The sequence below is a fragment of the Bacillus sp. FH genome (genome assembly GCF_052216825.1).
Classification (GTDB): Bacteria; Bacillota; Bacilli; order Bacillales; family Bacillaceae_G; genus Bacillus_A; species Bacillus_A paranthracis.
In genome coordinates this window covers 1434539-1454485 of the sequence record NZ_JBQOUU010000001.1, presented here as the reverse complement: position 1 = coordinate 1454485, position 19947 = coordinate 1434539, and the positions used below count along the sequence as shown (strand labels likewise).

General features: G+C 34.8%; 31 protein-coding genes. 22 read left to right on the top strand and 9 right to left on the bottom strand.

The window, feature by feature from the left end; all coding sequences use genetic code 11:
• The first annotated feature begins 11 nt into the window (after positions 1-11).
• The 8 genes from comGC to ACTT1L_RS07715 all read left to right on the top strand — a co-directional run bounded on the left by comGC (position 12) and on the right by ACTT1L_RS07715 (position 3548).
• Positions 12-311 (top strand): competence type IV pilus major pilin ComGC, encoded by a 300-nt coding sequence (comGC, locus tag ACTT1L_RS07750; protein WP_001178694.1) that lies wholly within the window; start codon positions 12-14, stop codon positions 309-311.
• Positions 308-763 (top strand): comG operon protein ComGD, encoded by a 456-nt coding sequence (gene comGD / locus ACTT1L_RS07745; protein ID WP_000810387.1) that lies wholly within the window; start codon positions 308-310, stop codon positions 761-763. The genes comGC and comGD overlap by 4 nt, the downstream gene beginning before the upstream one ends.
• A complete protein-coding gene (gene comGE, locus ACTT1L_RS07740) occupies positions 756-1058 on the top strand; it encodes a competence type IV pilus minor pilin ComGE (protein ID WP_000829518.1) in 303 nt (100 codons plus the stop codon). The genes comGD and comGE overlap by 8 nt, the downstream gene beginning before the upstream one ends.
• A complete protein-coding gene (comGF, locus tag ACTT1L_RS07735; protein WP_000923058.1) occupies positions 1028-1498 on the top strand; it encodes a competence type IV pilus minor pilin ComGF in 471 nt (156 codons plus the stop codon). The genes comGE and comGF overlap by 31 nt, the downstream gene beginning before the upstream one ends.
• On the top strand, positions 1495-1866 hold the full coding sequence (gene comGG, locus ACTT1L_RS07730; protein WP_074543059.1) for a competence type IV pilus minor pilin ComGG: 372 nt from the start codon (positions 1495-1497) through the stop codon (positions 1864-1866). The genes comGF and comGG overlap by 4 nt, the downstream gene beginning before the upstream one ends.
• Positions 1867-2041: 175 nt before the next feature.
• Positions 2042-2692, top strand: coding sequence for a 2OG-Fe(II) oxygenase (locus tag ACTT1L_RS07725; protein WP_061132206.1), 651 nt, complete (start codon positions 2042-2044; stop codon positions 2690-2692).
• A 119-nt stretch (positions 2693-2811) separates the two neighbouring features.
• Positions 2812-3309 (top strand): shikimate kinase AroK, encoded by a 498-nt coding sequence (aroK, locus tag ACTT1L_RS07720; protein ID WP_000836625.1) that lies wholly within the window; start codon positions 2812-2814, stop codon positions 3307-3309.
• A 38-nt stretch (positions 3310-3347) separates the two neighbouring features.
• Positions 3348-3548: a YqzE family protein gene (locus tag ACTT1L_RS07715; protein ID WP_000106079.1), complete on the top strand. Its 201-nt coding sequence runs from the start codon at positions 3348-3350 to the stop codon at positions 3546-3548.
• Between the two features lie 67 nt (positions 3549-3615).
• On the opposite strand, the gene ACTT1L_RS07710 is transcribed toward ACTT1L_RS07715, so the two are convergent.
• Entirely contained in the window at positions 3616-4248 is a 633-nt protein-coding gene (locus tag ACTT1L_RS07710; RefSeq protein WP_001073109.1) for a VC0807 family protein, read from the bottom strand.
• A 134-nt stretch (positions 4249-4382) separates the two neighbouring features.
• On the bottom strand, positions 4383-4499 hold the full coding sequence (locus ACTT1L_RS07705; RefSeq protein ID WP_071727059.1) for a GTP pyrophosphokinase: 117 nt from the start codon (positions 4497-4499) through the stop codon (positions 4383-4385).
• A 73-nt stretch (positions 4500-4572) separates the two neighbouring features.
• Between ACTT1L_RS07705 and ACTT1L_RS07700 the strand changes: the two genes are divergently transcribed.
• Together ACTT1L_RS07700 and ACTT1L_RS07695 are read left to right on the top strand one after the other, a co-directional pair.
• A complete protein-coding gene (locus tag ACTT1L_RS07700; protein WP_000032699.1) occupies positions 4573-4800 on the top strand; it encodes a hypothetical protein in 228 nt (75 codons plus the stop codon).
• A 98-nt stretch (positions 4801-4898) separates the two neighbouring features.
• The gene (locus tag ACTT1L_RS07695; RefSeq protein WP_000064661.1) at positions 4899-5030 is read left to right on the top strand and encodes a hypothetical protein; all 132 of its coding nucleotides are present in this window, start codon (positions 4899-4901) and stop codon (positions 5028-5030) included.
• A gap of 36 nt (positions 5031-5066) precedes the next feature.
• Here ACTT1L_RS07695 and ACTT1L_RS07690 read toward each other — a convergent pair whose 3' ends face one another.
• Positions 5067-5861: a YqhG family protein gene (locus ACTT1L_RS07690; RefSeq protein WP_001183969.1), complete on the bottom strand. Its 795-nt coding sequence runs from the start codon at positions 5859-5861 to the stop codon at positions 5067-5069.
• Complete coding sequence (locus ACTT1L_RS07685) at positions 5848-7530, bottom strand: DEAD/DEAH box helicase (protein WP_076874707.1); 1683 nt, start codon at positions 7528-7530, stop codon at positions 5848-5850. The genes ACTT1L_RS07690 and ACTT1L_RS07685 overlap by 14 nt, the downstream gene beginning before the upstream one ends.
• 391 nt (positions 7531-7921) lie before the next feature.
• Between ACTT1L_RS07685 and gcvT the strand changes: the two genes are divergently transcribed.
• The 12 genes from gcvT (at position 7922) to ACTT1L_RS07625 (ending at position 17200) form a co-directional block, all read left to right on the top strand.
• The gene (gene gcvT, locus ACTT1L_RS07680) at positions 7922-9022 is read left to right on the top strand and encodes a glycine cleavage system aminomethyltransferase GcvT (RefSeq protein ID WP_000631771.1); all 1101 of its coding nucleotides are present in this window, start codon (positions 7922-7924) and stop codon (positions 9020-9022) included.
• A 20-nt stretch (positions 9023-9042) separates the two neighbouring features.
• Positions 9043-10386 carry an aminomethyl-transferring glycine dehydrogenase subunit 1 gene (gene gcvPA / locus ACTT1L_RS07675; protein ID WP_000903231.1) on the top strand — a complete coding sequence of 448 codons (1344 nt, stop codon included), beginning with the start codon at positions 9043-9045 and terminating at the stop codon, positions 10384-10386.
• Complete coding sequence (gcvPB, locus tag ACTT1L_RS07670) at positions 10383-11858, top strand: aminomethyl-transferring glycine dehydrogenase subunit 2 (protein WP_000795699.1); 1476 nt, start codon at positions 10383-10385, stop codon at positions 11856-11858. The genes gcvPA and gcvPB overlap by 4 nt, the downstream gene beginning before the upstream one ends.
• A 361-nt stretch (positions 11859-12219) precedes the next feature.
• The gene (locus tag ACTT1L_RS07665; protein ID WP_000262495.1) at positions 12220-12423 is read left to right on the top strand and encodes a DUF3929 family protein; all 204 of its coding nucleotides are present in this window, start codon (positions 12220-12222) and stop codon (positions 12421-12423) included.
• 70 nt (positions 12424-12493) lie between these two features.
• A complete protein-coding gene (locus tag ACTT1L_RS07660) occupies positions 12494-12685 on the top strand; it encodes a hypothetical protein (protein WP_000535935.1) in 192 nt (63 codons plus the stop codon).
• Between the two features lie 116 nt (positions 12686-12801).
• Positions 12802-13176 carry a GntR family transcriptional regulator gene (locus ACTT1L_RS07655; protein ID WP_001021352.1) on the top strand — a complete coding sequence of 125 codons (375 nt, stop codon included), beginning with the start codon at positions 12802-12804 and terminating at the stop codon, positions 13174-13176.
• A 3-nt stretch (positions 13177-13179) separates the two neighbouring features.
• A complete protein-coding gene (locus ACTT1L_RS07650) occupies positions 13180-14052 on the top strand; it encodes an ABC transporter ATP-binding protein (RefSeq protein WP_442821856.1) in 873 nt (290 codons plus the stop codon).
• On the top strand, positions 14033-14701 hold the full coding sequence (locus ACTT1L_RS07645) for an ABC-2 transporter permease (protein ID WP_001249430.1): 669 nt from the start codon (positions 14033-14035) through the stop codon (positions 14699-14701). Before ACTT1L_RS07650 ends, ACTT1L_RS07645 begins: the two co-directional genes overlap by 20 nt.
• A 14-nt stretch (positions 14702-14715) precedes the next feature.
• Complete coding sequence (locus ACTT1L_RS07640) at positions 14716-15348, top strand: ABC-2 transporter permease (RefSeq protein WP_086707914.1); 633 nt, start codon at positions 14716-14718, stop codon at positions 15346-15348.
• 32 nt (positions 15349-15380) lie between these two features.
• Entirely contained in the window at positions 15381-16004 is a 624-nt protein-coding gene (locus tag ACTT1L_RS07635) for an ABC-2 transporter permease (RefSeq protein ID WP_442821855.1), read from the top strand.
• Positions 16005-16017: 13 nt separating this feature from the next.
• Complete coding sequence (locus tag ACTT1L_RS07630) at positions 16018-16611, top strand: ABC-2 transporter permease (RefSeq protein WP_000811438.1); 594 nt, start codon at positions 16018-16020, stop codon at positions 16609-16611.
• A gap of 400 nt (positions 16612-17011) precedes the next feature.
• Entirely contained in the window at positions 17012-17200 is a 189-nt protein-coding gene (locus ACTT1L_RS07625) for a hypothetical protein (RefSeq protein WP_442821854.1), read from the top strand.
• A gap of 16 nt (positions 17201-17216) precedes the next feature.
• On the opposite strand, the gene ACTT1L_RS07620 is transcribed toward ACTT1L_RS07625, so the two are convergent.
• The 5 genes from ACTT1L_RS07620 to ACTT1L_RS07600 all read right to left on the bottom strand — a co-directional run bounded on the left by ACTT1L_RS07620 (position 17217) and on the right by ACTT1L_RS07600 (position 19865).
• A complete protein-coding gene (locus ACTT1L_RS07620) occupies positions 17217-17474 on the bottom strand; it encodes a DUF3975 family protein (protein ID WP_442821853.1) in 258 nt (85 codons plus the stop codon).
• Between the two features lie 15 nt (positions 17475-17489).
• Positions 17490-17804, bottom strand: a complete 315-nt coding sequence (locus ACTT1L_RS07615) for a DMT family transporter (RefSeq protein ID WP_000312623.1) — start codon at positions 17802-17804, stop codon at positions 17490-17492.
• A gap of 1 nt (position 17805) precedes the next feature.
• A complete protein-coding gene (locus tag ACTT1L_RS07610) occupies positions 17806-18138 on the bottom strand; it encodes a DMT family transporter (protein ID WP_000312349.1) in 333 nt (110 codons plus the stop codon).
• A gap of 71 nt (positions 18139-18209) precedes the next feature.
• Positions 18210-18791, bottom strand: coding sequence for a TetR/AcrR family transcriptional regulator (locus tag ACTT1L_RS07605; RefSeq protein ID WP_003267456.1), 582 nt, complete (start codon positions 18789-18791; stop codon positions 18210-18212).
• Positions 18792-18887: 96 nt separating this feature from the next.
• The gene (locus tag ACTT1L_RS07600) at positions 18888-19865 is read right to left on the bottom strand and encodes a LacI family DNA-binding transcriptional regulator (protein WP_061132210.1); all 978 of its coding nucleotides are present in this window, start codon (positions 19863-19865) and stop codon (positions 18888-18890) included.
• Positions 19866-19947 lie beyond the last annotated feature (82 nt).

The following is a 19947-nucleotide window of genomic DNA, read 5'->3' as shown; positions in this document are numbered from 1 at the left end:
GAGGAATTTACATGCAGAATGAGGAAGGGTTTACCCTTTTAGAAATGTTATTAGTTATGGTCGTCATCACTGTATTATTACTATTAATTATTCCAAATGTAGTTACGCAGCGCTCATCCGTCGAAGGAAAAGGATGTAAAGCCTATGTGAAATCTATAGAAGCGCAAATACAAGTATATCAACTACAACATAATAAAATTCCCTCGCTAAAAGAGCTAATTGATGGGAAATATATTACAAAGGATGAGTGTCCGAATGGTGAAGCTATTCATATTTCCAATGATGGCACGGTAACAAGTGGGAAACTGTGAAGCAAAAAGGTTTTACACTTTTAGAAATGCTACTCGTTTTATTTGCCATTTCTGTATTAAGTATGGTCACGTATTTTCATGTACATTCATTATACGAAAAACAAAAAATCGAACAATTTTTAAGACAGTTTTCAAATGATATTTTGTATATGCAACAATTAGCTATAAATCGTCAAAAACACTATACATTACGATGGCATAAAGATAGACATATGTATTATATAGGGGAATCGAGTACGGATCATTCTATCATTAAAAGAGAATATGATAGCGATATACAATTGGATTTGAATACTTTTCCAAATCCGATGACATATAATCCGAGTGGAAATATTAATAGAGGTGGCACGATTTTACTTTCGTATCGAAGTTATAAATATGAGATTGTATTCCAGCTTGGAAGAGGGAGATTTACGTATCGTGAAATGTCAAAAAGGGTCAGTGATGGCTGAAATGCTTGTAGCATTAAGTATAGTAATGATGATGGTATCTTTACTACTTCCGCAAACAGTATTGATTATGCAAGAACGAAAAAACATACAAATTCGTTATAAGGCATTTGTATTATTAAAAAAAGAAGCAGCTTTATATATGTATGAGAATGAGGCAAAACAACAGAAAGAAAAAGTCATAAATGGAAATGTATATTACACATATTGGGGAGGAAATGAAGTTTGTGCGATGTGGAAAGATGTGAAAGGAAAAATGATGGAACAATGCTTTTATGCGGGAGAAAAAATGAATTAGAAGTTGGATTTACATTAATTGAAATGATCGTATGTTTTTTTCTGTTATCACTTTTCTTTTTACTCTTACCACGTTTAAGCTTTATTGGAATAGAAAACAAGCAATCAAAAGGGTTAAATAATTGGGAATGGGATGTGTTTGTAGGACAAGTACAGTTAGAGTTTCGTGAAGTATCATTTGTGGAAAAAATAGTTCCTGAAAATAGAGAGAGTATGTTGCGCTTCCGTCTTCGCACTGGAGATGAAGTGACGTATGAAAAATTGAATAATCACCTTATAAGAAAAGTGAACATGCGCGGAAGAGAAGTTATATTACAAAATGTTGAAATGGTTTCGTATGAAGTAACACCTCATTTGCTCTTTATCAATGTGAAAGATAGGAGTGGGAAAAAATATGAAGGTGTAGCTATAAGATATAGCGAAATGGGAATACATGTATGATAAAACAAGATGGATTTACGATGCCAGGAACAATCATTTTTCTTATATTATTAACTTCGTTCTTTATATACGAAACGAATATGTTGCTTATAGATAAAAAAATTTATATTGAAATAGAGCAAAAGTTTGTACTGGAGGAAATACTAAATCAATCTATTACAAATATAAAAAAAGACTTACGGCAAAAAGAAAAGGAAGATACTTTTTTCTTTTCATATGAAAAGGGCGAAGCGAGTGGAAATTACGTATTTGAAAACGACGTTATTCTCGTTTCATTGCAGTGCAAAATAAAACAGGAAGTTTTCTATAAAGTAAGCTTTCGGTATAGAAAAAAAGATGAGAAAATATTCGATTGGATAGAAGGATAGTATGTGAAATATATGGATAAAAAACCATGATTTATCATTTGAAAATAGGCTGTTTTTTAAAAGGAAATGGATAAATAAAACAATTAAAAGTTTAAATTTTCTCAAAAAAGAGAAAGGTAGAAAGAATATGATATATTCATGCTATCCAATCATTATTTTTAGGGAGAATAGGGAAATGACAAACAACAATCAAATAGGTGAAAATAAGGAACAAACTATTTTTGATCATAAAGGAAATGCAATTATGACAGAAGATAGGGAAATACAAATTATTTCAAAATTCGAAGAACCTCTTATTGTCGTGTTAGGAAATGTATTAAGTGATGAAGAGTGTGATGAATTAATTGAATTGTCTAAAAATAAATTAGCACGTTCTAAAGTTGGTTCATCACGTGATGTAAATGATATTCGAACGAGTAGTGGTGCATTTTTAGATGATAATGAACTTACTGCGAAGATTGAAAAACGAATTTCATCTATCATGAATGTTCCTGTTTCGCATGGAGAAGGATTACACATTTTAAATTATGAAGTGGATCAACAATATAAAGCACACTATGATTATTTTGCCGAACATAGTAGATCAGCTGCTAATAATCGTATTAGTACGCTTGTCATGTACTTAAATGATGTAGAAGAAGGCGGAGAAACTTTCTTTCCGAAATTAAATCTTTCTGTGCACCCTAGAAAGGGAATGGCAGTATACTTTGAGTATTTCTATCAAGATCAATCACTAAATGAGCTTACGTTACACGGAGGGGCACCTGTAACGAAAGGTGAGAAATGGATTGCAACACAGTGGGTGAGAAGAGGTACTTATAGATAAAGCGAGTATGTTACGTTTTGTTCTTCAGTGTATAAGAAGAACAAAACGTTTTTTTATTAAATAAAGTAGCATCTTTCGTTATAATAACAAGTAATACATGACGATTGAGAGGAACGAAAATGAAATCTATATACATAACCGGCTATATGGGAGCTGGGAAAACAACAATTGGAAAAGCATTAAGTAAAGAACTTCATATGGATGTTATAGATACAGATCAAAAAATTGAAGAGAAGCAAGAGAAGGAGATTCGTGATATTTTTGCCGAAGAAGGTGAAATGGCTTTTCGGGAATATGAAAGTGAGATGTTACGTTCACTACCTGTTGAAAATGTAATCATTACAACTGGCGGCGGAATCATTGAGCGAGAGGAAAACCGCAAGTGGATGAAGGAAAATGGAACTGTCGTGTATTTATATTGTGATCCACATGTAATTGCAGAAAGGCTTCGTGAAGATACGACACGTCCACTATTTCAGAAGAAAGATATAGATGCATTTGTAATGAAATTCGAATTGCGCCGAGCTTATTATGAAGAGGCCCATATCCATATTGATACGACGAATAAGTCTGTAAAGCAAATTATGGATGAATTAAAAGAAAAGATTAATGAATAAAAAAGTGGACATACTAATCAAGTAGAGGTGATGATAATATGTCTACTAATGATTATGTTCGCTTTGTGACACAGCAGTTTGTGTCGTATATGGATGCTCCAAAAGAAGATCGTAAACAAAAGAAAGAACAACGCCGTGCTGAAAAAGAGCCATTTATGAATAAGTGGTTTGGTGTTATGCCGCTAAGTGCTGCTTTGTTTTATCAAAACGTAAAAAATAAAAGAAAAAAATCAAGTTAAAGATTTCGTAATATGTGTAGCAAAATGAAAATCCCCTAGTAGCATCGTACTACTAGGGGATTTTCATTTACTGCATAGACTCTTTTTCTTCTGTAACGGCATGTATTTTATTGTTCACCCAGACAAATCCAATTCCGATACAAATGGAAATGCCCCATCCAACAGCGGTCATAATTGCTCTCATTTCACCGTAGCCATCTACACCGAAAACAGAGATGAAATAAATTTTTAAGAAGCTTTTTAATATGAATTGTAGACCGAAAAAGAGCGTTAAATATTGCAATGCTGGATAGATACGACTATCACGATACAGTTCACGACTTTTATCACGGTCATGGCCTTGCAGTGCAGCAATATCTGCTGCGAAATATAACATAAGTGGTTTTTTTATAAAAATTGTACATATAACGATAATGCCGAGTACGATGTGATAATATGCATCGTTCCACAACATTCGTTCAGCTGATCCAGATAATAAATCTACTGTCGTATTAGAAATGAGTGTAATTAAAATAAAGAACCCTGTTACGTTAAACTGTTTTTCTTTTTTAAAGGTATACAGTGTATAAATAATCCCCGGAACAGAGGAAAGTAACATCGCGTAATAAGGATCGATATAAGGTTTTGCAAATTTCCAAATGAGGAATGGGATTACGAGATAAAAGACAAGATCTAATATAGCTTTTTTATTTTGATTCATATACAGCCTCCTTAAGTCATACATATATTTTATAATATAATTTCTGAAAATTGTATAAGGTTTAGTGGGAAAAGAAAAAGAAAAAGTATATGTTTAGTAGATTGAAAAAAATACCCCTAGCGTAGTAAGTTTTTTTAGTATACAATAAAGGAAACGCTTTCATTTTTAGTTTGTTCACAAAATAGACGGAAAATCACATATTTACTATCGATATGTTGCTTTATAATGAAACTAATTAAATATACATGCATACAATATTGTGAAATAAATAACATAAATAATTTATATAAATGTAAACGTTAACAAAAGAGAGAGGTGGAGGCAATGAGTAAATTTTTCTTCAATCATAATCCAGCGACAGTAGAGGATGGAAGGCTTGTTGAATATGCTGAAATTATTTATGGAGAAGGCGGCCGTTCTGTATTAGAAAATTTAATGGTGAAGGCATCTATCAGATTGCGTGATCGTTATCCGAATAAATCTGACGAGCAGATCTCGAACCTAGTAAATAAAGGCATCCATGATATGTTTCAAAAATATGTGAGTGAGTAAGAGTAGCCATTGGCTACTCTTATTTTTTTTGTATAAGGATGGTGTCTCTAGCTGAAAATAAGGGTGTATTTTGAAAGGTATAAAAAGGAGGGGAAATAATGAGCAATGGAATTGGTCGTTCAAAAGAAAATCTTCCAACTGATGCTAATCATGTGAGTGCAAAGGATCGTGCGCATCAAAAACGCATGGCAAAGCAAAAACAACAAGAGCGTAATGGCGATAGAGGATAACTCAAAAAAAGCTCCTTCTAAAACAGAAGGGGCTTTTTAAGTTAGAAAATGATTCGCCGTAACATAAAAGAGTCCACCGTTAATAATTTGTACTGTAATGCGGGGTTCATATTGTTCTTGCAGTGCTTGTTTTTCAATTTCATAGCTTTCAGGAAGTTCATCACTTTCTTCATAAAAACGATTTAAAAGGTCCAAATCGTGATTCCAGCGCACTCTTGCTTCTTTCGCCCACGTATGGTCATCTTCTGCAATAATATTTTTTAAAGCATCCTCTATACGTTGTAAACCGCTTTGCGGTTTAATAATAGGCGAGAGCGTAAAACAAAAGTCAGGTATTTTCGGTGTAAGTTTAATTTTAGTTAATGTTTCATGAAAGTTTGCAATCATTGTGCCAGAAATAAGATGAATGCCAATGGAGTGGAGGATATCTTTTTTTCGATCACATTGATAGGAAACTTTTATATTTACACCGAGCCACGGATGGAGCGGTGTATGTGTCGCTCCGCTATGCCGTACTTCCTCATATAAGCGTATGTAAGAGCCTAATTCTTTTGTCGTTTGAAAAATTTGATGAAGACGTGGTGAACCGTAGTGAATAAGTTCACCATCGTTTTCTTCATTTTCTGGATTTGTAATAAGAGTAAGGCGCATCGGATTCGGTACGCCTCCTGTCTTCTCAAGATAGTGCCAATAAAAAGGACGGTTCATTAATAATTTATCCATCTCAATTGTTAATTGCACATCCAATAGATGAGGAGAACGTTCTAAAATTTCACAGTTATTCGCCTCAAAAAAATTGTATAAGTAATTATGAATTTCATGTTGCTGCATAGCCTTGCACCTCAGCTTCATTTCGTTTCGCAAAGTCGATAATAGATGTTAAGTTTTCCATCTTAATTCGAATTTCTCCTTCGCTTTTTGATTGCGCAAATATTTCTTGAATGTGTGCATCGATGTTTTTCATATTAATTCTCGTTAAAATTTCATCAAGTTCACCGATCACACGCTCAAATAAATTGATTTTTTCATATAACAGTTTCAAAATATGTTCTTCAACAGTGTGTTTTGTGGCTAAGTTATAAATATGAACATCATTTTTTTGACCAAGGCGGTGAATACGTCCGATTCTTTGTTCAAGACGCATTGGATTCCATGGCAAATCATAATTGATCATATGGCTACAAAACTGTAAGTTAATTCCTTCACCACCAGCTTCCGTTGCGATTAGCACTTGCGCATGATTTTGGAAAAGTTCCTTCATCCAATCTTTCTTCCCGCGTTTAAATCCACCGCGGAATGGGACGGAAGAAATACCGTGTTGTTGTAAAAACCATTGTAAGTACATTTGTGATGCTCGATATTCTGTGAAGATGACGACTTTATCATCAATTTCTTTTATAAGCTCTAGCGCTTTATTTGCTTTTGAGTTAAAAGGAATATGATTAATTTTCTCCATTAGCACATCGATATGCGGATCTTTTACGTAATGTTCATTTTCCTTCTGTCGTTTTTCTACATGTTTTTTTAATGAATAGTAAACAGCCTCACGACTACTACACGCTTCCCGTTTTAAAGTTAACGATGAGAAAGCTGATGTGAATGCATCTTGTCCTCGCCAATTTTCAATATTGTTATATAAATCTTGCTCTTCTTTATTAAACTCAACAAAAATTGTACGTACATGTCTCTTTGGCCAATCAATCCCAGTATTATGGCGCCGATTTCGGACCATCACTTTGTTAATAAGAGCTTTTAAATCTTCATCAGATTCGGCTGAACGATTTTTTGAAGCGTAATATTCTTCGAAATTGGATTGATTGCCTAAGTGTCCTGGTTTTAATAAAGAAACAAGGTTGAAAATTTCATCAATCTTATTTTGAACAGGAGTAGCGGTTAATAATAAACAAAATTTCTTTTTTAATCGCTGTGCAAATTCATAGTTTTTTGTTTTATTATTTTTAAGTTTATGTGCTTCATCGATAATAATAAGGTCATATTCTAAGTTCAAAATGATATCACGATGTGGGGAACGTTTTGCAGTATCAATTGATGATACAATCACATCGGCTTGTTCCCACGAGTAGCTTTTCTTTTGAGCTACAGCTGGAATGAAAAACTTTGTATTTAATTCGTATGCCCATTGTGATACGAGAGAGGCTGGAACGAGTATAAGTACTTTTTTCACAAGGCCGCGGACCATATATTCTTTTAAAATAAGTCCAGCTTCAATCGTTTTTCCAAGTCCTACTTCATCTGCTAGAATCGCTTTACCATTCATTTGTTCAATAACATTTTGAGCGACTTCTAATTGATGAGGCAGTGGTGTGAAATGGGATAAATGTTTCGGTGCTTGTAATCCATCAAAAGTAGGAACAAGTAATGATTTTTCTGTTTCATAAGCTAAATGATATAAATCCCAGTTTGTCCAAGGACCATCTTCATCAATTCTATTTAAAAAATTGTTTTGCCACGTTCGATCTATGGAAATATCGACATTCATTACGACTCTCCCACCTTTTATAAACTAAAGTAATTATGAAAAAATCTTTAATATATAAGCCTTGTAATAAGGCGCTATTACACTTACTGAAAGGTAAACAATAAGTAAAGATAAAGGACTAAATCTTAAAAACTGTATGTAATAAGATTAAGCGTAAAAAATTCTAAATTATTTTTTATGCTAGAATATTGATGAAATATAGCGAATAATGTTAGGATAATGGTGTGAAATGTGTGGAATCTTTCGTATTTTATCCAAGAAAGTGATTTTTTATTTACGCTTTCATAAAAAAATATAATGAGATTCCGTATATCCTATCTTTTTAGAATGAAAATGTTTAGAAATGAGTAACAACTTTTATTGATTTGTCAGAGCATAAGGGGGAGAGATCATGATTACATTACAACGTACACCGTTATTTGATGTATACGCGAAGTATGGTGGGAAAACAATCGACTTCGGTGGTTGGGAGTTACCAGTTCAATTTTCAAGCATTAAAGAAGAACATGAAGCTGTACGTACAGCGGCAGGTTTGTTCGATGTGTCTCACATGGGAGAAGTTGAGGTAAAAGGTGTAGATAGTTTAGCATTTTTACAACGTGTTGTTACAAATGACGTATCTACCTTAAAGGTAGGGGGCGCACAATATACAGCAATGTGCTACGAAAATGGTGGTACAGTAGATGATTTATTAATCTACAAACGTGGTGAAGAAGACTATTTATTAGTTATCAACGCATCAAATATCGAGAAAGATTACGAATGGTTAGCTAGCCATGTAATTGGCGATGCGACAGTAGTCAATGTTTCTAGTGAAGTTGCACAGCTTGCAATTCAAGGACCAAAAGCAGAAGGCATTTTACAAAAAGTTGTGTCAGAAGATTTGAAAGAAATTAAGTTCTTTAAATTTAAAAACGATATTCTTGTAGATGGAATTCCAGCACTTGTATCTCGTACAGGTTATACAGGTGAAGATGGATTTGAAATTTACTGTAAGAGTGAAGATGCTGCAAAACTTTGGGAGAAACTTCTTGAAGTTGGAGCAGAAGAAGGCTTAAAACCATGTGGCTTAGGTGCTCGTGATACACTTCGCTTCGAAGCAACATTACCACTTTACGGTCAAGAATTATCAAAAGATATTACACCGATTGAAGCTGGAATTGGCTTTGCGGTAAAACCAAATAAAGAAGCAGACTTCTTTGGAAAAGCAACGTTAAAAGAGCAAAAAGAAAACGGTGCACCTCGTAAGTTAGTCGGCATCGAAGTAATTGAACGTGGAATTCCTCGTACGCATTACCCTGTATTTATTGGAGAAGAAAAGATCGGGGAAGTAACAAGTGGTACACAATCTCCAACGTTAAAGAAAAGCATTGGTTTAGCACTAATTGATGTAAAATACGCAGCAGTTGATACAGAAGTAGAAATTGAAATTCGTAATAAACGCGTCAAAGCAGTAGTTGTTCCAACACCATTTTATAAACGTTCAAAGTAACGGGGAGAGGGGTAGATTTCATGTTGCATCGTTATCTTCCAATGACAGAAGAAGACAAAAAAGAAATGTTACAAACGATCGGCGTTCAAACGATCGATGAGTTATTCTCTGATATTCCAGAGAGTGTTCGTTTTAAAGGGGATTTAAAAATTAAAGAAGCAAAATCAGAGCCAGAGCTTTTAAAAGAGCTATCTCAAATGGCTAGTAAAAATGCGAACTTAAAAGAGTATGCTTCTTTCTTAGGAGCAGGCGTATACGACCATTACGCTCCAGTAATCGTAGATCATGTTATCTCTCGCTCAGAATTTTATACAGCTTACACGCCATACCAACCGGAAATTTCACAAGGGGAATTACAAGCAATTTTTGAATTCCAAACAATGATTTGTGAGTTAACAGGAATGGATGTAGCAAACTCTTCTATGTACGACGGAGGTACAGCTTTAGCTGAAGCGGCAATGCTAGCAGCTGGCCATACTCGTAAAAAGAAAATTCTTGTATCTAGCGCAGTTCATCCAGAATCAAGAGCTGTACTTGAAACGTATGCAAAAGGTCAACATCTTGAAGTTGTTGAAATTAATCATAAAGATGGTGTAACAGATTTAGACGTATTACAAAGTGAAGTAGATGATACAGTTGCTTGTGTAATCGTTCAATATCCAAACTTCTTCGGACAGGTTGAAAAATTAGCTGATATTGAAAAAATCGTTCATCAACAAAAATCATTATTTATCGTTTCTTCAAATCCATTATCATTAGGCGCATTAACACCACCAGGAAAATTTGGTGCTGATATTGTCATCGGTGATGCACAACCATTTGGTATCCCAACGCAGTTTGGTGGACCACACTGTGGTTACTTTGCAACGACGAAAGCATTCATGCGTAAAATTCCAGGACGTCTTGTCGGGCAAACTGTAGATTCAGATGGTAAACGTGGATTTGTATTAACGTTACAAGCACGTGAACAGCATATTCGCCGTGATAAAGCGACGTCTAACATTTGTTCAAACCAAGCGTTAAATGCATTAGCAGCTTCTGTTGCAATGACGGCACTTGGTAAACAAGGTGTGAAAGAAATGGCGCGTCAAAACATTTCTAAAGCACAATATGCAAAACGTCAATTTGAAGCGAAAGGCTTCACAGTTACATTTGCTGGACCATTCTTCAATGAGTTCGTTGTAGATTGCAAGCGCCCAGTGAAAGAAGTAAACGATGCATTATTACAAAAGAATATTATCGGCGGTTACGACCTAGGCCGTGATTATAAAGAGCATGAGAACCATATGCTTGTAGCAGTAACTGAGCTTCGTACAAAAGAGGAAATTGACACACTTGTAAACGAAATGGGGGCTATCCAATGAAGAACCAAGACCAAGCACTTATCTTTGAAGTAAGTAAAGAAGGACGCATAGGATATAGCCTGCCAAAATTAGATGTAGAAGAAGTGAAACTAGAAGATGTATTTGAGAGCGATTATATTCGAGTAGAAGATGCAGAGCTACCAGAAGTATCTGAACTTGATATTATGCGCCACTATACAGCACTTTCAAACCGTAACCACGGTGTTGATTCTGGTTTCTATCCACTTGGATCTTGTACGATGAAATATAATCCGAAAATTAATGAGAGTGTAGCTCGTTTCGCAGGATTTGCAAATATTCATCCGTTGCAAGATGAAAAGACAGTACAAGGTGCAATGGAATTAATGTACGATTTACAAGAGCATTTAATTGAAATTACAGGTATGGATACTGTTACATTACAACCAGCAGCTGGTGCACACGGAGAATGGACAGGCTTAATGTTAATTCGTGCATACCATGAAGCAAATGGTGACTTTAACCGTACGAAAGTAATTGTTCCTGACTCTGCTCACGGAACGAACCCAGCATCTGCAACTGTAGCTGGTTTTGAAACAATTACAGTAAAATCAAATGAACATGGTCTTGTTGACTTAGAAGATTTAAAACGTGTTGTAAATGAAGAAACAGCAGCACTTATGTTAACAAACCCTAATACATTAGGTTTATTCGAAGAAAATATTTTAGAAATGGCAGAAATCGTCCATAACGCAGGCGGTAAATTATACTATGATGGTGCAAACTTAAATGCGGTATTAAGCCAAGCGCGCCCAGGAGATATGGGGTTTGACGTTGTGCATCTAAACCTTCATAAAACATTTACAGGTCCTCACGGCGGCGGTGGACCAGGTTCTGGTCCAGTAGGTGTGAAAGCTGATTTAATTCCGTACTTACCAAAACCAATTTTAGAGAAAACGGAAAATGGCTATCACTTTAACTATGATCGTCCAGAAGCAATTGGGCGCGTAAAACCATTCTACGGTAACTTCGGTATTAACGTTCGTGCATACACATACATTCGTTCTATGGGGCCAGATGGACTACGTGCAGTAACAGAGTATGCGGTATTAAATGCGAACTATATGATGAGAAGATTAGCACCATTTTATGATCTTCCATTCGATAGACATTGTAAGCATGAGTTTGTATTATCAGGTCGTCGTCAAAAGAAACTTGGTGTACGTACATTAGATATCGCAAAACGTCTGCTTGATTTCGGTTACCATCCACCAACAATTTACTTCCCATTAAATGTGGAAGAATGTATTATGATTGAGCCGACGGAAACAGAATCAAAAGAAACATTAGACGGTTTCATTGATAAGATGATTCAAATCGCTAAAGAAGTAGAAGAAAATCCAGAAGTTGTACAAGAAGCACCTCATACAACAGTCATTAAACGTTTAGACGAAACGATGGCTGCACGTAAACCAGTTTTACGTTATGAAAAGCCAGCTCCTGTACAAGTTTGATTAGAATAACAAAGGAAGAACTCGCTATATGCGAGTTCTTTTTTTGTATGGAGAATTTGTTCCGCAATTTGTGGCCTGGTAATCAGTAGAGATGAACAAAAACACCCACTGATTAAAGTTTCACTTTATGCAGAAGTGGTGAAGAAAATGTTAAAAATTTATATTTTTTGTTTCATAATGGTGTAAAGAAGCAGTTTTATAGGTGATTTTGTTGAAAAAGTCAGTTTGATAAAAGTATTTATTTTTGTTAGAATTTTATTGAAATTAAGAAGGTGTGATGAGGCAAAAATTACTCATTTTTATGTATATGTGAAAAAACGAGCAAGACGGGGGTGAAAGTGTGGGATATCGATGTTATAGGATGGTATACCATTTAGAAAATGGAGAAACAATTAAAGATGTAAAAGAATTTTGTTACCGAGATCAAGGAAAAGTACTAGAAAGAGTAGCGCATCGTGTAATGGATAATAGAGAAGTGACGGCAATTGATAAGCAAGGAACGATCATTTCAATAGCATGTGAGGACATTGTAAAGGTGGAACTTGATTACATAACAGAAAGTTAACCTTGAGTCATATCGAATTATTCGATAAAATATACTGTTGAATGGTGAAGTGAGAAGAGAGGAGTTTATCATGGGTAGTACAAGACACTTTTATATGTTTATCTTAGCGTTTGTTCTTGTTGTGGCATTAACGATTTATTTAATTGTTGATAGCACTTGGTACAACACAGTTCATCCGGCGTTCCTTCTGTTTATGTATGTAGGAATTGCGGTAGTGAGTTTCGGAATGAGAGATGAGATGTTAGATCGCTTTGAAAAGTGATACATATACGAAAGGCCAACAGGAAAATGTTGGTCTTTTTTTCTTGCCAAAAATAGGATGTTGTGTATATACTGTATATATAAGGTATATACAGTATATACACACTGGAGGAAAACATGAATATTATTATTTCGAATTCTTCCCAAGACCCTATTTATGTACAGATAAGAAAACAATTAAGCCAGCTTATTTTAAATGGTGGTTTAAAGGGTGGAGACCAATTACCGTCTATTCGTAGCTTAGCAAAGGAATTACAGATTAGTGTAATTACTACGAAGCGTGCGTACGAGGAGCTTGAGAAAGAAGGATATATAGAAACTGTTGCTGGGAAGGGGACTTATGTTTCACGTAAAAATAATGAACTATTAAAAGAACAAAGGCTTCGTCTATTGGAAAGTAAAGCGGAAGAGATTGTAAATGAAAGTAAAGCGTTACAGCTTTCACTTGAAGAATTACAGCAGATGATTGCGTGTTTATATGAGGGGGAATAAGAGATGTTAGAGTTAAAAAACGTATGTAAAAGCTATGAAGATTTTGCAGTAAAAAATATAAGTTTTACATTACCACGCGGATATATTATGGGATTTGTCGGACCGAATGGGGCCGGGAAAAGTACGACGATCAAAATGATTATGAATTTAATTCGAAAAGATAGCGGCGATATAAAAATTTTTGGCAAGGACAATAAGAAAGCCGAAAAGGAAATAAAGCAAAATATCGGCTTTGTATATGATGAAAATCATTATTACGAAGATTTAACGTGTGAGCAAATGAAGCGTATTATTGCACCGTTATATAAAAAGTGGGATGAAGAGCAGTATCAATCGTATATGCATAGATTGCAAGTTCCGAAGTATAAAAAAATTAAAGAATTATCAAAAGGAATGAAAATGAAATTTGCGATTGCCATTGCGCTCTCGCACCACGCAGAATTTATCATCATGGATGAACCAACAGCAGGATTAGATCCAGTTGTTCGAAGTGAATTACTTGATATGTTGCAAGAAATTGTAATGGAAGATGAAGTATCGGTATTATTCTCAACGCACATTACAACAGATTTAGAGCGCATTGCAGATTATATTACGTTTATCAACGATGGAGAAATTATATTTACTGGTGAAAAAGAAGACTTGATGGAGAACTACGTAATCGTAAAAGGAAGTAATGATTTATTAGATCGAGAAGGAAAAGTACTATTTGTTGGATTACGAAAAAATAAATTTGGTTTTGAAGGTTTAGCGAAGGATAAACAAACAATTATCGACTGGTTTGGAAATGAGGTTGTACTAGAAAAGCCTACATTAGATGATATTATCGTTTACACTGCGAAAGGGAGAGGTGCCTATGCGTCAGCTCATTTATAAAGATTTGTTCTTTTTTCGGGTGATGTGGTTAGTGTATTTAATTATGCCGTTTGTATTATTTATGTTAGACCCAAGTGTTGAATTGTTATTTTCGATGAGTTGTCTATTTATAACCCTTTCTTCCGTTATGACGTTAACCTTTATGGATGAAAGGAATAAAAGTGACATTATTATAAATAGTTTGCCGGTAAGTCGAAAGGATATCATAATTGCTAGATATATTTCCTGTGCAATATTTATTATTGGTGGCATGCTCTCTACGATGTTAGTTGTTTTTCTTATAAGGGGCATCGCGGTTATTGGTGATATCGGTGTATATCATCCTAATTTATACATTGAAATTCCGTGGTATGAAGTAATAAATGGAGCTGTTTACGCCATATTTTTTGTTGTAACATTCTTTCCTAGTTATTATGGTACAAAATCGAAGGTAGTAAGAAGTATAGTATCAGCAGCCTCAATAGGAGTGGGAGGGATACTTTGGATATTTATTAGTGATGGGCTAAATGAAACAGCGCTTTCATTCATTGAATGGATTATGAATCCTATGCATGTTGCTGTATTTATAGCTGGATTTATTACATTAGTTAGTATTTATATCGTTTCTATGTTCCTTACAATTAAAATTTATGAAACACGTGATTTATAGAGAGGAGAATTCATATGCAACAGTTGATTTTGAAGGAGTTTTTCTTACAGAAGAAGATGTTTCCTTTCTATTTTTTAATACCCATTTTATCTATTTTTAAGAATTCCGTCGACCCGATGGGGATTGCAATAGGATTATTTATAACATGTAGTACAATTATTTATATTTCTTTTTATCATGAGGAGAAAAGTAAAACAGAAAAAGTATTAGTGAGTTTGCCTATAACGAGAAAAGAGATAGTTATAGCTAAATATATTTCAAGCACATTATTTATTATGGTTGGTTTGAGTGTAACTTTTATAGTCGTAATATTAGGAAATATTTTATTGGGCAGGGATATAGTTATTCCTGGATATGCAGTGTTTTCAGCAATAGTAGCAACTTTGATTTATTGTGTAGTAACGATACCGACTAATTACATTGGGGGATATAAAGTTATTACAGTCTTGAATTTGATTATGCTGTTTCCTTTAATGGGTATGATTGGTCTTATGTGCAATATTTTTGGTGATAAAACAATTATGTTAAAAGTACTTCACTCTCAAGAGGCTACACAAGCAATGAGTGTTCTTGGTATTGGAGTATTAGTGAGTATATTCATATCAATGTTCCTCTCAATGAAAATGTTTCAGCAGGCAGAGTTATAGAAGGGACATTTTCATATTAGGAGGTGCAATACATGATCAAGCAATTAGTTTTAAAAGATATGATGATGCAAAGAAAGTTAGGGTTTGTTTATCTTATATGTTTTTTGTTTCTGCTCATTGTTGATTTTAGTAGTGATAGTTTTTTGATGACATTTAGTATGTTTGTACCTGCTCTTGGCATGATACTGTCAATGAGTTATGAGGGGAAAAATAAAAGTGAACTGATAGTAAATAGTTTACCGTTTGACCGTAAAGATCTTGTCATAGGGAAATACATATTTGTAAGTACTTTAGTTGCTCTAGGTGGATGTTTCTCACTAGTGATTGGTTTAATACAGTTGCAAAATGAGCATATGACTGGATTTATGCTATGGGGAGAAATTCTCGGAGGTATAACAGGTGGGTTTGTTTGTAGCATAATTGTACTTCCGATTGAATTCTCAGTAGGATATAGCAGTGCCAAACAAATTGCTCCGTTCGCCGGACTTGCATTGGGATATTTGAGTGGATTGATTGTAAGTAACGTTTGGTTAGATGTAGAAAATGCTTGGAACACGAGTCTAGTGGTAAATATTTGTTTTATAGCAGGGCTTCTTATTTTGTATGTTATGTCCATGTTACTCTCAATTAACTTATACAATGAGCGTGATTTATAAGGAGGGAGCGATTGTGAAGCAACTTATAATAAAAGACTTTATCGTGCAATGGAAGTATTTAATATGGCACTTAATATATCCTCTTTTCATGTATATGACATTAATAGACATGAAAAGTTTTTACATAATTATGTCAGCTATAATTCCAGTTATAGCAATTTTAAGAACATTTAATGACGATAAAAAATATAATAGTGAAGTAATAGTAAATAGTTTACCACTAGCAAGAACGCAAATTGTGTTAGCTAAATACATAATGGCACTTATTATTTTTATTATAAGTATGATAGTGTCTAGTCCTGTAGTAATTAATCGGTTTGAAGATGGAACTGTTGAATTTATAACGACAACAGTAATTACGATTTCTGGTTTTGTTTTTATATATTTAAGTTTTGTCTTACCGATGTTGTTTTGGGTTAGCTACAAAAAAGCTACTTTTATTACGTTTTTCATACTAATAGCACCGACAGCAATTGGTACCATGTTCTTTGAAATCAGCATGGAACAAATTCAACTATATAACAGCGTGTTATTCATTAGTTCAATATGCATGTTTATAATATCTATCTTCGTTTCAGTGAAATTGTATGAGAAGAGAGAATTTTAAAAGGTGCCTTATGTAAGGCACCTTCTTCAATAGCGACAATAGGAAAGTAAAAGTTTATCCCGCTTTAACGGGCAGTAAGACCCCCACCTCAAAATTCAGTGGAAGCAAAGAAGTTAGGTAGGGGATCAACTGTCCGTAAAAGTCCGATTGGTTCAACTAATAATCAGTGGGGGATGAACAAAACCCTCACTGATTAAAGTTTCACTTTATAAACAGAGAGGCTATTCGGTACAACATCTTTTGGAGTATGTAATATAAAGCTGAAAACGATAACGAGAATAAGAAAGAGGAAAAATAAAAATAGGATCTGCTTATGTACGGAATTTTGCATATTATCCACTCCTTTTTTAGGTAGTATGTCCAAAAGAAAGGAGTGTATGAAAAATTTTAGGAGGGGAGAATGATGAGCAAAAGAAAATGGTTATATAGAATAGGGATATTTTTCGTTTCAATTGGTCTCATATTAGCAAATTTTTATTCTAATATACCACCGCTATTTCCAAGTTTGCATAAAGGGGTTGGTATAAGTATTACCATAGTCGGTCTGTTTTGTCTTATCACATCAAACTTTTATAGAAAGTCTGAATGAATATAAAAAAGGACAGTTACTCTTTTTCAGAAGAACTGTCCTTTTTAAATAACTTATTCCATAGCTTGGCGATACTCCATATAATGACGATTGCAATGGAGGCAATAATGGACCAAACGATTGATATCATTTCAAGTGTCATGTTAGGAAGGAATGTGAGAATGGATACTACTTTATGAAACAACCATTCTATTATGTGAAAACTTATTTGTAATAGAATGACGATACCAAGTGTGATCCATGCTAACACTTGCTTCCCTTTTTCTTTCCACATGACATTCACCTCACGTTAGCTTAATAGTTTTAAGCCAACAGCGCCGCATAGAATGCAGCTTAAGAAAGCAAGACGACGCCAATCCGCTGATTCGCGGAAAATAAGGATGCCTAGAAGTGCACTTCCGGCAGTTCCGATTCCAGTCCAAATCGCGTAAGCAGTTCCCATCGGTAATGTGTTCATCGCAAGGGATAAGAAGAAGAAGCTTACGCCGAAGTTAGCGATTAAAATAACTTTTGGTGCCCAGCCTTTCTTTTCAGTGGCTACTTTCATAAAGAGTACACCAATAATTTCACAAATACCAGCTAGAATTAAAAATACCCAAGCCATTTTATGCGGCCTCCTTCGCTTCTTTTTCTTCTGTTACTCGTTTTAAACCAATTACGCCAAAGAAGATTAAACCAATTAATAATACTTTTACGATAGAGAATGGCTCTCCGAAAACGAAAATTTCTGTAAGAACGATTCCACCAGCTCCAATTCCAGTGAAGACTGCGTATACAGTACCAACAGGTAAATCTTTATAAGCTCTAAATAATAAGACGAAACTAATTGTAATTAATAACGCAACACCAGCCCATTCAAGTGGAGCCTCCGCGTGTTTTAATCCAATTACCCAAAAGATTTCAATAATACCAGCTAAGATTACATAAATCCATGCCATATGTCATTTCTCCTTCCTACCAGTCGTTAGGTAAAGGGCTTAAAAACGACGCATTGCAAAGGAGCAATCCGTCAGTTTGAAAGTCCACGCCAAAATACTTTCCAAGAAGCGTCTAAACGTGTCTCAAAACGATTTAAACCTGCGTATAGTAGTTCAACCATAAGACCGTCAAGTAAGCATAGAAAAGCCTCTAAGGCGTCTTTTACTTCAATGTTATGCAACTCATCTTGTTCGCTTGCTCTTTTAAATACAGGGAATAAAAGTTTTCCGACGTTTTCAATGTGTACATTTGCTTTATTAATAATTTGTTCGCGAAATGCATCAGGCGGAAAATAAGAAGTTCGTAACCAAAACATTGATTCTTCACTTTCACCAAATCGTTTTGCATAGCCCTTTAGTAATTGTAAGAGCAATTCTTCAGTAGACGAATTTGAAAACTTTTCGATATCGCCTGTGAAGCTCTGTAAATCTTTTTGAAGAGCGGATTCTAAGCATATAAAATATAGCTCTTCTTTTCCTTTAAAGTGTGCGTAAATTGATGGTTTTTTAATCCCGACTTCTTGAGCAATATTTGCTAATGAAGTTCCTTCGTAGCCGTAGCGTGCGAAATGAGAAAGTGCTACAGCTTTAATGCGGTTTGCTGTCATTTTCATCCCCTACCTACCGTTCGTTAGGTTTATTATATGCGAGTAAAAATATAAAGTCAATAGGTGAAGAGCTGAAAAAGAGCGCTATAGGTAACGCTCTTATTAGACAGTATCTCGTTCGATTAAATGGAATGAAAGCTCTTTTGCGTTCCCGATAATTTGCTCGCTTTGGATTTGTTTATGGAATAAAGAAAACGCATGTGAGCCCATTTCGAGACCGGGATGTTCAATTGTTGAAATTTCTAACGCCTTTGAAATTTCATGATTATCAAATCCGAGGATAGCAAGATCTTCGGGTACTCGAAGACCTTGCTTTCGAGCCTCTGTTAATAAACCAGCTGCAACTTGATCGTTCGCTGTAAAAATAGCGGTTGGACGATTTTTCATGTTTACAATACGATGGAGTATTTGTGCACCGTCTTGCATTGTATAGCATTGGTGAAAAATCCATTCGGGATGTAACGTTTTGCCTTCGTTACGAAGTGTATCAGCAAACGCTTTTTCACGTTCCATAGAATTTACACTTGTTTTTCTTGCTAAACAAATCCCGATTTTTTCATGACCTTTATTGAGTAAATAGGCGGTGCCGAGACGGAAGCCTTCATAATGATCTACGTAGACAGATGAAATGAGGGGGTGGTGCATTTTTTCGCATGAAATAATAGGAGCGAATTTTGCGAAAGTTTCAATTTGTTCCCATGAACTCGTTCGAGAGCAAATAATCATCCCGTCGAATTGTTTCATTTTCATCATTTCCAGAACACGAATTTCTTCGATACTATCGTAATTCGTTTGACATAAATTAATGTGATATCCAGCTGCTAACGCTTCGTTACCGATTCCTTCAATAATGGTACTGAAGTATGGAAGGTTAATGAAAGGGAGCATAACACCGATCGTATATGTTTTTCCTTTTATTAAATGAATAGCATTTATATTTTTGGCATAGTTCAATTCTTCAACAGCATCTAGAACACGCTTACGTTTTTCTTCTTTTACGTAAGGGTGATTATTCAGGACGCGAGAAACAGTTGATATGGATACACCAGCGGTTTTTGCAATTTGTTTTATATTGGCCATATGTATCACCTCTTCCTCTTATTATAAAGGGAAAATAATAAGAATGAAAAAAATCTTGACCTGAAAAGCTTTTCACAAACTA

Excerpts from the sequence above, each read along its gene's own strand:
- ACTT1L_RS07710 (WP_001073109.1), bottom strand. The coding sequence starts at position 4,248 with ATGAATCAAAATAAAAAAGCTATATTAGATCTTGTCTTTTATCTCGTA.
- ACTT1L_RS07610 (WP_000312349.1), bottom strand. The coding sequence starts at position 18,138 with ATGGCATGGATTTATGTAATCTTAGCTGGTATTATTGAAATCTTTTGG.
- ACTT1L_RS07600 (WP_061132210.1), bottom strand. The coding sequence starts at position 19,865 with ATGGCCAATATAAAACAAATTGCAAAAACCGCTGGTGTATCCATATCA.
- ACTT1L_RS07715 (WP_000106079.1), top strand. The coding sequence starts at position 3,348 with ATGTCTACTAATGATTATGTTCGCTTTGTGACACAGCAGTTTGTGTCG.
- ACTT1L_RS07655 (WP_001021352.1), top strand. The coding sequence starts at position 12,802 with ATGAATATTATTATTTCGAATTCTTCCCAAGACCCTATTTATGTACAG.
- comGF (WP_000923058.1), top strand. The coding sequence starts at position 1,028 with ATGCTTTTATGCGGGAGAAAAAATGAATTAGAAGTTGGATTTACATTA.
- ACTT1L_RS07725 (WP_061132206.1), top strand. The coding sequence starts at position 2,042 with ATGACAAACAACAATCAAATAGGTGAAAATAAGGAACAAACTATTTTT.
- ACTT1L_RS07685 (WP_076874707.1), bottom strand. The coding sequence starts at position 7,530 with ATGAATGTCGATATTTCCATAGATCGAACGTGGCAAAACAATTTTTTA.
- ACTT1L_RS07700 (WP_000032699.1), top strand. The coding sequence starts at position 4,573 with ATGAGTAAATTTTTCTTCAATCATAATCCAGCGACAGTAGAGGATGGA.
- ACTT1L_RS07695 (WP_000064661.1), top strand. The coding sequence starts at position 4,899 with ATGAGCAATGGAATTGGTCGTTCAAAAGAAAATCTTCCAACTGATGCT.
- ACTT1L_RS07640 (WP_086707914.1), top strand. The coding sequence starts at position 14,716 with ATGCAACAGTTGATTTTGAAGGAGTTTTTCTTACAGAAGAAGATGTTT.
- ACTT1L_RS07665 (WP_000262495.1), top strand. The coding sequence starts at position 12,220 with ATGGTATACCATTTAGAAAATGGAGAAACAATTAAAGATGTAAAAGAA.
- gcvPA (WP_000903231.1), top strand. The coding sequence starts at position 9,043 with ATGTTGCATCGTTATCTTCCAATGACAGAAGAAGACAAAAAAGAAATG.
- ACTT1L_RS07625 (WP_442821854.1), top strand. The coding sequence starts at position 17,012 with ATGATGAGCAAAAGAAAATGGTTATATAGAATAGGGATATTTTTCGTT.
- ACTT1L_RS07690 (WP_001183969.1), bottom strand. The coding sequence starts at position 5,861 with ATGCAGCAACATGAAATTCATAATTACTTATACAATTTTTTTGAGGCG.
- ACTT1L_RS07650 (WP_442821856.1), top strand. The coding sequence starts at position 13,180 with ATGTTAGAGTTAAAAAACGTATGTAAAAGCTATGAAGATTTTGCAGTA.
- ACTT1L_RS07605 (WP_003267456.1), bottom strand. The coding sequence starts at position 18,791 with ATGAAAATGACAGCAAACCGCATTAAAGCTGTAGCACTTTCTCATTTC.
- comGC (WP_001178694.1), top strand. The coding sequence starts at position 12 with ATGCAGAATGAGGAAGGGTTTACCCTTTTAGAAATGTTATTAGTTATG.
- comGG (WP_074543059.1), top strand. The coding sequence starts at position 1,495 with ATGATAAAACAAGATGGATTTACGATGCCAGGAACAATCATTTTTCTT.
- gcvT (WP_000631771.1), top strand. The coding sequence starts at position 7,922 with ATGATTACATTACAACGTACACCGTTATTTGATGTATACGCGAAGTAT.
- ACTT1L_RS07615 (WP_000312623.1), bottom strand. The coding sequence starts at position 17,804 with ATGGCTTGGGTATTTTTAATTCTAGCTGGTATTTGTGAAATTATTGGT.
- gcvPB (WP_000795699.1), top strand. The coding sequence starts at position 10,383 with ATGAAGAACCAAGACCAAGCACTTATCTTTGAAGTAAGTAAAGAAGGA.
- ACTT1L_RS07635 (WP_442821855.1), top strand. The coding sequence starts at position 15,381 with ATGATCAAGCAATTAGTTTTAAAAGATATGATGATGCAAAGAAAGTTA.
- ACTT1L_RS07645 (WP_001249430.1), top strand. The coding sequence starts at position 14,033 with ATGCGTCAGCTCATTTATAAAGATTTGTTCTTTTTTCGGGTGATGTGG.
- comGE (WP_000829518.1), top strand. The coding sequence starts at position 756 with ATGGCTGAAATGCTTGTAGCATTAAGTATAGTAATGATGATGGTATCT.
- ACTT1L_RS07620 (WP_442821853.1), bottom strand. The coding sequence starts at position 17,474 with ATGTGGAAAGAAAAAGGGAAGCAAGTGTTAGCATGGATCACACTTGGT.
- aroK (WP_000836625.1), top strand. The coding sequence starts at position 2,812 with ATGAAATCTATATACATAACCGGCTATATGGGAGCTGGGAAAACAACA.
- ACTT1L_RS07705 (WP_071727059.1), bottom strand. The coding sequence starts at position 4,499 with ATGCATGTATATTTAATTAGTTTCATTATAAAGCAACATATCGATAGT.
- ACTT1L_RS07660 (WP_000535935.1), top strand. The coding sequence starts at position 12,494 with ATGGGTAGTACAAGACACTTTTATATGTTTATCTTAGCGTTTGTTCTT.